The following is a 9,255-nucleotide window of genomic DNA, read 5'->3' on the forward strand; positions in this document are numbered from 1 at the left end:
ATTCTATATATTTAAAAATAATAAGAAAATCATAGTATATGAATAAGAAATCTAAGTGCTTTACCATACTGTTAGATTTTTTTATAAATTTCAGTAATTAGAGATAATTTTCTTCAACCAATGCATCTTGCTAGCTCAACTGTTTGTAAAATTAAATGAACAATCAAACCAAGAAATCTGCTGACTATAAAAAACTAGCAATATAAAAGTTTTACCGTACTCAGCCAGTTCTTTAAATTAATTGTCTGCGCTGTTAAACCGAACACTAAAGATATTCTTAATCTCCTAACCATGAAATCCTTCGAGTCTTTTAATTTTATAATTAATTTTGGTTATGGAAATTAGATGAAATATTACGTGTAGATAGAACTCTGTCTATCTAAGATCAATTTATAGATCCAACTAACCTTTTGAATACCACCTTCTCTCTCGCCATAAAACTAACAACAATTGCATACTTGTAGTTTGACTTGCTTCTTGGCAAGGTATGTACCAGTAAAACATTAGGAATTTGTTCCAATATGGCGAGTCCAGCACAAATCATTCGACATAAATTTCTCAATACATTCTTTTCACGCCATTCCCTCTGGTTTTTATGTATTTTTACTGCACTCAGCATTACATGGTTTCGAACTGTATATACCCCTCATAGTATCTATTACTTTATTTCTGATACCTTACTTAACGGTTTATGGGTAGTTACAGGTGCCTTAAGTTTATTAGGCCTCTATGATGTTTTGCAGAATAAACATTCTATTTTAAAAAATTATCCAATTATGGGGCATTTCCGTTTTTTATTTGAAGATATACGTCCTGAAATTCGCCAATACTTTATTGAAGCGGATCAAGATGCTCTACCTTTTTCGCGAATGCAAAGAAGCTTAGTTTATCAACGTGCAAAAAATGAAAATGCAGACAAGCCTTTTGGTTCAATCATTGATGTCTATCAAGAAAATTACCGTTTTATTGTCCACTCAATAAGCCCCTGCCCACCAGCAGATCCAAAGAGCTTCCGTATACAGGTGGGTAATGCGCAATGCCTTCAACCGTATAGTGCCTCTATTATGAACATATCTGCCATGAGCTTTGGTAGTTTAAGTGCTAATGCAATCCGTGCACTAAACAAAGGAGCGCAATTAGGCGGGTTTTATCATGATACTGGTGAAGGTAGTTTAAGCCCTTATCATCTAGAAAATGGCGGTGATATTGTTTGGCAAATTGCCAGTGGTTATTTTGGTTGCCGTACCATAGATGGGAAATTTGACGAACAAAAGTTTGCAAAACAATCTCAATTACCGCAGATCAAGATGATTGAGCTAAAGCTTTCACAAGGTGCAAAACCTGGTCATGGCGGTATTTTACCTAAACATAAAATTACCGAAGAAATTGCCCAAATACGTGGTGTTTCTCGCGATCACGACTGTATTTCTCCTGCCAAGCATTCTAGTTTTTCTACACCAATTGAAATGATGCATTTCTTACAGAAGTTACGCACATTATCTGGTGGCAAGCCAGTTGGTTTTAAACTGTGTATTGGCCAACCTTGGCAATTTATGAGTATTGTTAAAGCAATGCTTGAAACAAAAATTGTTCCTGACTTTATTGTTGTTGACGGTTCTGAAGGTGGTACAGGTGCAGCGCCAATTGAGTTTAGCGACAATATTGGTACGCCATTACGTGAAGGTCTGCGCTTTGTCCATAACACACTTGTCGGTACAGGATTAAGAGACCAAGTTAAAATTGGTGCGAGTGGTAAAATCATTAGTGCATTTGATATTGCCAGTACATTTGCACTCGGAGCAGACTGGGTTAACTCAGCTCGTGGTTTCATGTTTGCAGTTGGGTGTATTCAGGCACAGAGTTGCCATACTAACCAATGCCCAGTAGGTGTTGCGACTCAAGATAAAGATCGTCAAAAGGCTATTGATGTACCGACTAAATCAGAACGAGTATTTAATTTCCATAAAAATACATTGCATGCATTATCAGAAATGATTGCTGCGGCGGGTTTACGTCATCCTTCTGATATTAAAGCCCATCATTTGGCTCAGCGTGTAAATGACCGTGAAATTAAGAACTATGCTCAATTACATTTTTTCTTAAAAGAAGGTGAACTTTTGCAATCTGAACTTAATAACGACGATGATAATTTCTATTATCGAATGTGGAATATGGCAGATGCCAATCATTTTTAATTTATATTAATTTTTATAATTTGAGCATTACATCTATAGTGTGATGCTCTTCCATATTTCAAAATAATATGTGATTTTCGCTTAAATCTCCTTCCGCTTTTAATTTGTCTTTAATAGATTTTTCACCTAATATAAAAGTATAAATAACGTACATATTTTAATTTTATTTAATAAATACTTTTTTAATGTTTATAACAAGAAGGTAGCTCATCATGTTGAAAAAAACATTCATCTCTTCTTTTGTCGCAATCGCTGTAGGCTTAAGTAGCTACGCTGCTGCTTGTACACGTGCTGTATATTTAGGCAATAATCAACACGTTATTACTGCTCGTTCAATGGATTGGAAAGTTGATACAGGTACAAATTTATGGATTATGCCAAGCGGAGTTAGCCGTGAAGGTAATGCAGGCCCTAACTCAATAAAATGGACCTCTAAATATGGAAGTGTAATTGCGACAGGTTATGAAGTTTCCACAACTGATGGAATGAATGAAGCAGGTTTAGTTGCTAATGTCTTATGGTTAGTCGAATCGGAATACCCCGATGTAAAAAAATCTAATAAACCGCTACTCAGCATTGCTGCTTGGGCACAGTATGTACTCGATAATTTTGCAACTGTAGATGAGGCTGTCAAAGTGCTAGAGAAAGAACCTTATACAATCGTTACAGATAGTGTTCCTGGTGAAACCAGATTAACTACACTGCATTTATCTATTTCCGATAAAACAGGTGATAGCGCGATTATCGAATATATTGGTGGAAAACAAGTGATTCACCATAGCAAGAGCTATCAGGTCATGACTAACTCACCTACTTTCGATAAACAACTCGCACTTGCCGAATATTGGAAGCAAATTGGTGGAACAGTTATGCTTCCCGGCACAAACCGAGCATCTGACCGCTTTGCACGTGCATCATTCTACATTAATGCAATTCCTAAAAATGATGATGCAAAGCAAGCTCAAGCCTCTGTATTCAGTGTCATTCGAAATGCATCTGTTCCTTATGGGTTAAATACTCAAGAAGAACCTAATATCTCTTCAACTCGCTGGCGAACTGTTGCCGACCACAAACAGATGCTCTACTTTTTTGAGTCTGCTCTCTCACCAAATGTATTTTGGGTCGACTTGAAAAAGATTAACTTTAAAGATGGCAAAACACGTAGACTTGATTTAGGACCCGATCAAAGCCATATCTATGCGGGTGATGCAACCTCTTCCTTTAAAATTGCAAAACCATTTGTATTTTTAGGTCCAACTACGCGCTAATTTATGTCAAAATTTATTACTCTTAACATAAATAATATTAAGCATACTATCTTGGAATTTATATGATGAAGAAATCTCTACTACTATTGGGTTCATGTCTACTTACAGCGGCTTGTAGCACCACACAGGTTAATACAACAGCTCCTAAAGAGGTAAAGACAGCTGGTCAGCTAAACTGCTCACCAACTGAACTATGCCCAAGCTTATTGGTTAAATGGAATGAAAATCAAAAAAATCAGCTTCGTGTAGATGTTCATTTAAGTAGTAGTTATAACTTTTATGATATTAACTCGTTGACTTTTGATATTGATGGCAAACGATTTAATTATGAAGCAGCTCAAGCCACTGAAAAAACCAATGTGAGCCGATTAGTTCCAAAACATTCAACAACTTACTTTATTATTCCAAGCCAATTCTTACAAGAGTTTAAAAATGCTCAAAATGTGAATGTTTTGATCAAAACTGATAAAGGAACCATCGAACGTAATATGTATAGTCCACAAAAGCAGTCTTCGGTTTATAAAAACTTTATGCAGCTTTATCAAAACTCAAAATAAACTAAAAAATGAAGTCATGCATCTATCTGCAATTTTGGATAGATGCATTATTTTTTAATAATAAAAATGTTTTGGCTTTGCATTTAAAAAGGCCGGAATCAACCCTGTTAAAGCCGCACGTATATCCGCACGTTCATTAATTAATTGATGAGAACCTTCTTCAAGCATTAACAACGTTTGGAGTCTAAATTTACGCCGAATAAATTCAATGTTGTAACGCCAATCAACCGTCTGATCGAGAGCACCTTGTGCAAGCCACACAGGGATACGGCAAGCAGGCCTCTCTTCCATTTCTTGCATCCATTTTGACATTGCCAAAATCCAGTCCATGCCCATCATGCGTGGTTGTAAAGGATCTTTTAAACGAATAAAACGTAAAAATTCAGGATTATGATTATTACGTCTAAAGTGTCTTGGTACTTGGCGCTTAATACGGCGAATAATGCCCAATCCAACAGGGTTATGCCACCATGCTGTTTTTGCAGGACGAATTAACGGAGAAAGTAATAAGACTCTATCTACAATCGGATCTTGGCGTTTTTCAGCATATTCTAATAAATGATGCATCCAAATTGCTCCACCCGTACTCTGACCGATACCGACCCATGGTTTTGGCAACTGATCTGCATGTTTTACATATTGATAAACAGCCATCAGAACTTGTTGGTAATGATCAAAATTTTTAATACTGGCTGGTGAGCCATCACTTAATCCATGTCCCGGCAAATCATAAGTGATAATACTAAAACCCTGCTCAAGAATTTCACGAATAATCGGCTGATAAATACCGCTATGCTCAAGGTAACCATGCAATAAACAGACTGTACCTTGTATTTTTTCTGCTTTAGGTTTGAAAACTTGTACATGCAAACGGAATAAAGGCATTTGAACATACCCCTGCCAATGGTCACATTCAAGTAAATGTAAACCATATAATTTGCGGTAAGCTAACAAATCACGAGAAGGTTCTTCTAATGTATTTAAATTGAGTGGACTCAAAACCTGAGGTGTAAGATCACGGTTAGGAACCGGTAAATCTAATTGTTTCAATACGGCAGGATTGAGAAATGGAATATCTGACATTAAGGAACCTCTCGACAATCACTTGAGCCAAACAACATGTCGCGAATTGTCGCAAGTAATTCATAATTTGCACGGCGGCTATGATCGTAATTTTGCACACTTGGTTGCCAACGTGTCAGCGGGGTTGGCATTGGAGCCACAACAGGAATAGTTTCTATACCATTTAAAGCAAACAGTCGACGTGTACGCGGCATATGGTATTCATCTGTAACCAACATCACCGTCGGTGCTCCACCTTTTTTCTGAAGTAATAAAGAGCTAAAACGGGTATTTTCACATGTATTCATACTACGTTTTTCTAGTAGTTTTGCTTCAACACCGCGTTCTTTTAACCAAGCTTGCATATAAGGTGCTTCTACACCACTTAGTACAATAGGTAGATGATTTTGTTTTTCAACTTCTAAAGTTTTTTCTAATCGCAAACGCGTATAGCCGTTAACAACAATATCCTTACCATTTTTGTCTAAAGTCAATCCGCCACCTAACACAACAATTGCATAAGGTTCTGATAACTTTTTAGGTTGCAAAGGTAATGGATTTTTACGTACATATTCTATTTTCTGTTCAGGCTCACTAACAGATTTTTGCTGCTCTGGTACCACAGGTTTTCTTGCTAGAAATTCTGTATATTGTTCGGTAAGTGCATTGTTTTCAGAACTATTAATAAAGAGTGCTTCATCAACAGGGCCACTCGCTTCATCTGCCGCATCAATATCTGAGTTTTTAGCGACTAAAGGAACCTTTACAGAGGCTGCTTGTTCTTCTGAATCCTGTTCCTTTTCTTCTAAAAGAATAATTTGTTGTAAGGCTTTATAATTTTCTTGAATATAGGTCAGATCAGATGTCTTTTTTTCACGTAACGCTTGCTCTGTCAGTTTTAAATACGCTTGACGAGCAATCCATAAATTTGAACCCGGCTCTAAATTATCATGTTCACTTAATGCAGCCTGTCTCTGACTCTCAGCAGCGACTTGGTTAACGTCAACTGGAACAAAATAATTAAGCCCAGCTACAATAAGTTTTGAATAAAATGGCGAATATAAAAAAACCACGAAACAGCCTAATAGCACAAATAGTACGGTGACTACTTGGACTAAACGTACCATTAAGTGTACTTTTGGCATAAAACTATTCCGTATGATTTTCAATTAAACCTAAACTGTTATAAAGCACAGGCTCTGGTTCTAACATAATATGAAAACGCTGATCAACATCATGTTGTACAGCCTGATAAGTTTTCTTTACATCAGTAAGAGATGCATTGGCATAATTCACCAAAACTAATGCCTGTTTATGGAACATCCCAACCATATCAAGTTGTTTCCCTTTCCAACCTGCCTGATCAATTAACCATCCTGCTGCAATTTTAACGTTTCCATTCGCTTGAGGATAATGAGGAATTGTTGAGAATTGTGTGACTAAGCGTTCAAATTCTTGAGGGCTAACAATTGGATTTTTAAAGAAACTACCTACATTTGGATATTCTTTTGGATCAGGAAGCTTACTTTGACGAATCTGGATGACTTGATTTTGTAAATTTTCAGCCGTCTGATTGTCTCCAACTGCTTGTTTTAAATCGCCGTAGTTAAGTTTTAAGTGCGGCTGTTTAAGCAATTTAAAAGTAACATGCGTGATAATGTAACGGTTCGGATCATCTTTAAAAATACTATGGCGGTAGGCGAAATGGCAGTTGGCCGCTAAAATTGTCTGAGTTTGCTTTAATTTACGGTCATACACTTGTACTGACTCAATAAACTCGCCTACCTCTACCCCATACGCCCCAATGTTTTGTACGGGTGAAGCACCAACTAAACCTGGAATAAGGGCTAAATTTTGCAAACCAAACCAGTTCTGCTCAGTGCTATATAAAACAAAATCATGCCAGACTTGGCCTGCACCTACTTTAACCCGAACAAAATCATGATCGTTTGATAAAACTTCAATTCCCTGAATATCAAGATGAATCACTAAAGCATTGATCTGCTGCGGCAATAACATATTACTACCGCCCGATAATACAAGTACATTTAACTGATGCTGCTCTGCAAAATCTAAAGCTGCTTCAATATCTTGAATACTGCCAACTTTAGTATAGTGGGAAACGGTTGCATCTAAACTTAAGGTATTGAATGGCTTAAGCTGTACTTGATTCTGAATTTGCATTGTGTTGAAAAACCTATTCTTAAACATTCAATTGTTTTTTTAAAATATTAACCCACGCCAAACTACTAGACTCGCATTGATTGAGTACACGTTCAAAACCATCAGCGCCGCCATAATAAGGATCAGGCAACGCTTGTTGTGGGTATTCAGGATCATGCTCACTCATTAAAGCTACTTTTGCACGAATTTGATGTGCGCCAAATTGAGAAATGGCCCTTTGCAACACGTCATGAATATCTTCAAAATTTTGATGATCCATTGCCAAAATCAAATCAAACTCTAAAAAGTCTTGGGTTGAAAGTTGTCTTGCTCGTAAAGATGATAAGTCATAGCCTCTTTTTTTAGCATGCAACTGACTGCGCTGATCAGGTGCTTTATTTGGATGATAATTACTCGTTCCAGCTGAATCTACAATGACATTAAGTTGATGCGAGTCACAATAATGTCTAAAAACCACCTCAGCCGTGGGAGAACGGCAAATATTTCCTAAACAGACACATAACACCTTATATTGTGTTTCCATTAGAAATTACGTCCAAACTTTTGAATTACATAAAAATAAATTGTGTGCATGCAAAATCTTAACAAACTATAAATTTGTGATAACCGCATTGACCATTGTGACTTGTTGCATTTTGTCAAAACTCACAGGGCTTGAAAAGGAAAATAATGTTTATCAATAGATTAAAAGTTGATAAATCAGGCGAAAAATTAGCTAAGTTTATACGTTTTAAAGCTTGCCCCCACTTGAAGTAGCTTTTATAGATAAATAAAAAAAGCCTACTCTTTCAAGTAGGCTTTCCCCTTATGACTTTTGCGCTGATCATTAAGGTTTATTGTTGTTTAAAGCAACGTAAGGATCTTACAGAAATACTTAAGAATAAAAAAGCCCTTCCAATAACAGTATTTAACAAAGCCTCCTGTACCGCGCCCTTCTAAGGCTGTACATCTCTTCAAAAGAAGTACTTGGCTTTAGCATTTTGTTTCTAAATTAAAACTCATCTATAAACTCTTCCGTAGTTATTACCTTAGCAAAAGCATTCCTAAAAATTTGATTGTGATGATCAATTATATGCTGAGCACTTAAATGAATAGAATCAAATGTAGTATGTGCATCAGAGATTAAAGTTACTTCATATCCCACTTCTGAAGCGGCTCTAATAGTAGTGTCGATACAATACTCAGTTTTCATACCTGTAACTATGATTTCATAAATATCAAGTTTTCCTAATAAATCTTTGAGAACAGTACTCTTGAGGCTGCTAGGGTAAATTTTCTCAATCACAGTATCTTTATCCTGATTAAAAGATAAGTCTGCTATCAATTGCGTATTGGCACAGTCTGGATCTAACGGAGTATTTTTTGCTCCAACATGACGGACAAAAATAACTGGTCTCTCATTTAAGCGCTGATGCTCAATAAGCTTAAGAATATTTGAAAGTACATTTTGATGACTATACGGCTTCAGCTCTCCGTTAAATAGGCCATTTTGCATATCAATAACAAGTAAAGCTGATTTTGAGTTATGACTTTTATCCATAATCTTTCTCTGTAAAAACCAATAATGTGCAGAGAAAAATAAACCCAGCCATTATTGGCTGGGTTTGGTTATCTTATTAATTCGCTCTAATAAAAATCACACGCAGCCTTTTTTGTAGGCCGTGGTGGTTTTATTTAGTAAACAGTTCATGAATTAAACTTGCTCATCATTAAAGCGCAATTAAACATACCATAGTTTTTTCTCAAAAAACAAAGCTTATTTACTTAACTGAATTTAAGTACTCATAAGCTCCTTTTTCATTAGTCTGCAGTTTAATGACGGCATCTGTTTCGTCATTTAGTGTCAGGTTAAATACTTTTTCACCATCATATGAAATTTGATGGCCCATACGAAACTCTGAATCAAGTGACTCAAGAATAATAAAATTTCCTTCCTTGTTCGAAGCGATATAGTAAGTGTTGTTCCGATGAACATATCTAATTGTATAC

9 protein-coding genes are annotated in these 9,255 nt (G+C 36.3%); 3 read left to right on the top strand and 6 right to left on the bottom strand.

All coding sequences use genetic code 11. The annotated features are described in order from the left end of the window. Nucleotides 1-521: 521 nt before the first annotated feature. The 3 genes from HUN22_RS12935 (at nucleotide 522) to HUN22_RS12945 (ending at nucleotide 4,020) form a co-directional block, all read left to right on the top strand. A complete protein-coding gene (locus HUN22_RS12935) occupies nucleotides 522-2,195 on the top strand; it encodes an FMN-binding glutamate synthase family protein (protein WP_174730026.1) in 1,674 nt (557 codons plus the stop codon). Between the two features lie 212 nt (nucleotides 2,196-2,407). Beyond that, entirely contained in the window at nucleotides 2,408-3,463 is a 1,056-nt protein-coding gene (locus HUN22_RS12940; RefSeq protein ID WP_174730029.1) for a linear amide C-N hydrolase, read from the top strand. Nucleotides 3,464-3,525: 62 nt separating this feature from the next. Next, nucleotides 3,526-4,020, top strand: coding sequence for a hypothetical protein (locus tag HUN22_RS12945; protein ID WP_174730032.1), 495 nt, complete (start codon nucleotides 3,526-3,528; stop codon nucleotides 4,018-4,020). Nucleotides 4,021-4,074: 54 nt separating this feature from the next. Here HUN22_RS12945 and HUN22_RS12950 read toward each other — a convergent pair whose 3' ends face one another. From HUN22_RS12950 to HUN22_RS12975, 6 genes are all read right to left on the bottom strand, one after another. Continuing rightward, complete coding sequence (locus tag HUN22_RS12950; RefSeq protein ID WP_174730035.1) at nucleotides 4,075-5,103, bottom strand: alpha/beta hydrolase; 1,029 nt, start codon at nucleotides 5,101-5,103, stop codon at nucleotides 4,075-4,077. After that, complete coding sequence (locus tag HUN22_RS12955; RefSeq protein ID WP_174730038.1) at nucleotides 5,103-6,227, bottom strand: YdcF family protein; 1,125 nt, start codon at nucleotides 6,225-6,227, stop codon at nucleotides 5,103-5,105. The genes HUN22_RS12950 and HUN22_RS12955 overlap by 1 nt, the downstream gene beginning before the upstream one ends. A 4-nt stretch (nucleotides 6,228-6,231) precedes the next feature. After that, nucleotides 6,232-7,266: a UDP-N-acetylmuramate dehydrogenase gene (murB, locus tag HUN22_RS12960; RefSeq protein WP_174730041.1), complete on the bottom strand. Its 1,035-nt coding sequence runs from the start codon at nucleotides 7,264-7,266 to the stop codon at nucleotides 6,232-6,234. A 19-nt stretch (nucleotides 7,267-7,285) separates the two neighbouring features. Next, entirely contained in the window at nucleotides 7,286-7,789 is a 504-nt protein-coding gene (locus HUN22_RS12965) for a low molecular weight protein-tyrosine-phosphatase (RefSeq protein ID WP_174730043.1), read from the bottom strand. A gap of 468 nt (nucleotides 7,790-8,257) precedes the next feature. Then, nucleotides 8,258-8,806, bottom strand: a complete 549-nt coding sequence (locus HUN22_RS12970) for a cysteine hydrolase family protein (protein WP_174730046.1) — start codon at nucleotides 8,804-8,806, stop codon at nucleotides 8,258-8,260. 220 nt (nucleotides 8,807-9,026) lie between these two features. Beyond that, nucleotides 9,027-9,255: hypothetical protein (locus HUN22_RS12975; protein WP_174730049.1), on the bottom strand; the 229-nt coding region annotated here is incomplete at its 5' end.

Origin of the sequence: Acinetobacter lactucae (assembly GCF_013344765.1) — a bacterium.
GTDB lineage: Bacteria > Pseudomonadota > Gammaproteobacteria > Pseudomonadales > Moraxellaceae > Acinetobacter > Acinetobacter lactucae_A.